The 220-nt window shown below is 75.0% G+C and carries 1 pseudogene; it reads left to right on the forward strand.

The features are described from left to right. A pseudogene (locus PSD17_RS00010) lies at positions 1–220 on the forward strand (IS110 family transposase); the annotation flags it as partial.

Genomic DNA, 220 nt, shown 5'->3' on the forward strand with positions numbered 1-220 from the left:
CAAGGCAGCCCTCCGGGCGGTCGCTCGACGCGTCCAGGCGCTCCTGGAGGAGGTGGCCGCCGCGGACCGTCAGCTGCGGCCGCTGACCCAGCGCACCGCGCCGCGGACCACTGGGCTGCTGGGCATCAGCACTGAGATCGCCGGCCAGCTGCTGGTCACCGCTGGCGACAACCCGGACCGGCTGCGCAGCGAGGCCGCGTTCGCACACCTGTGTGGGGCC

It is taken from the genome of Pseudonocardia sp. D17 (assembly GCF_036984265.1).
Lineage (GTDB): Bacteria > Actinomycetota > Actinomycetes > Mycobacteriales > Pseudonocardiaceae > Pseudonocardia > Pseudonocardia benzenivorans.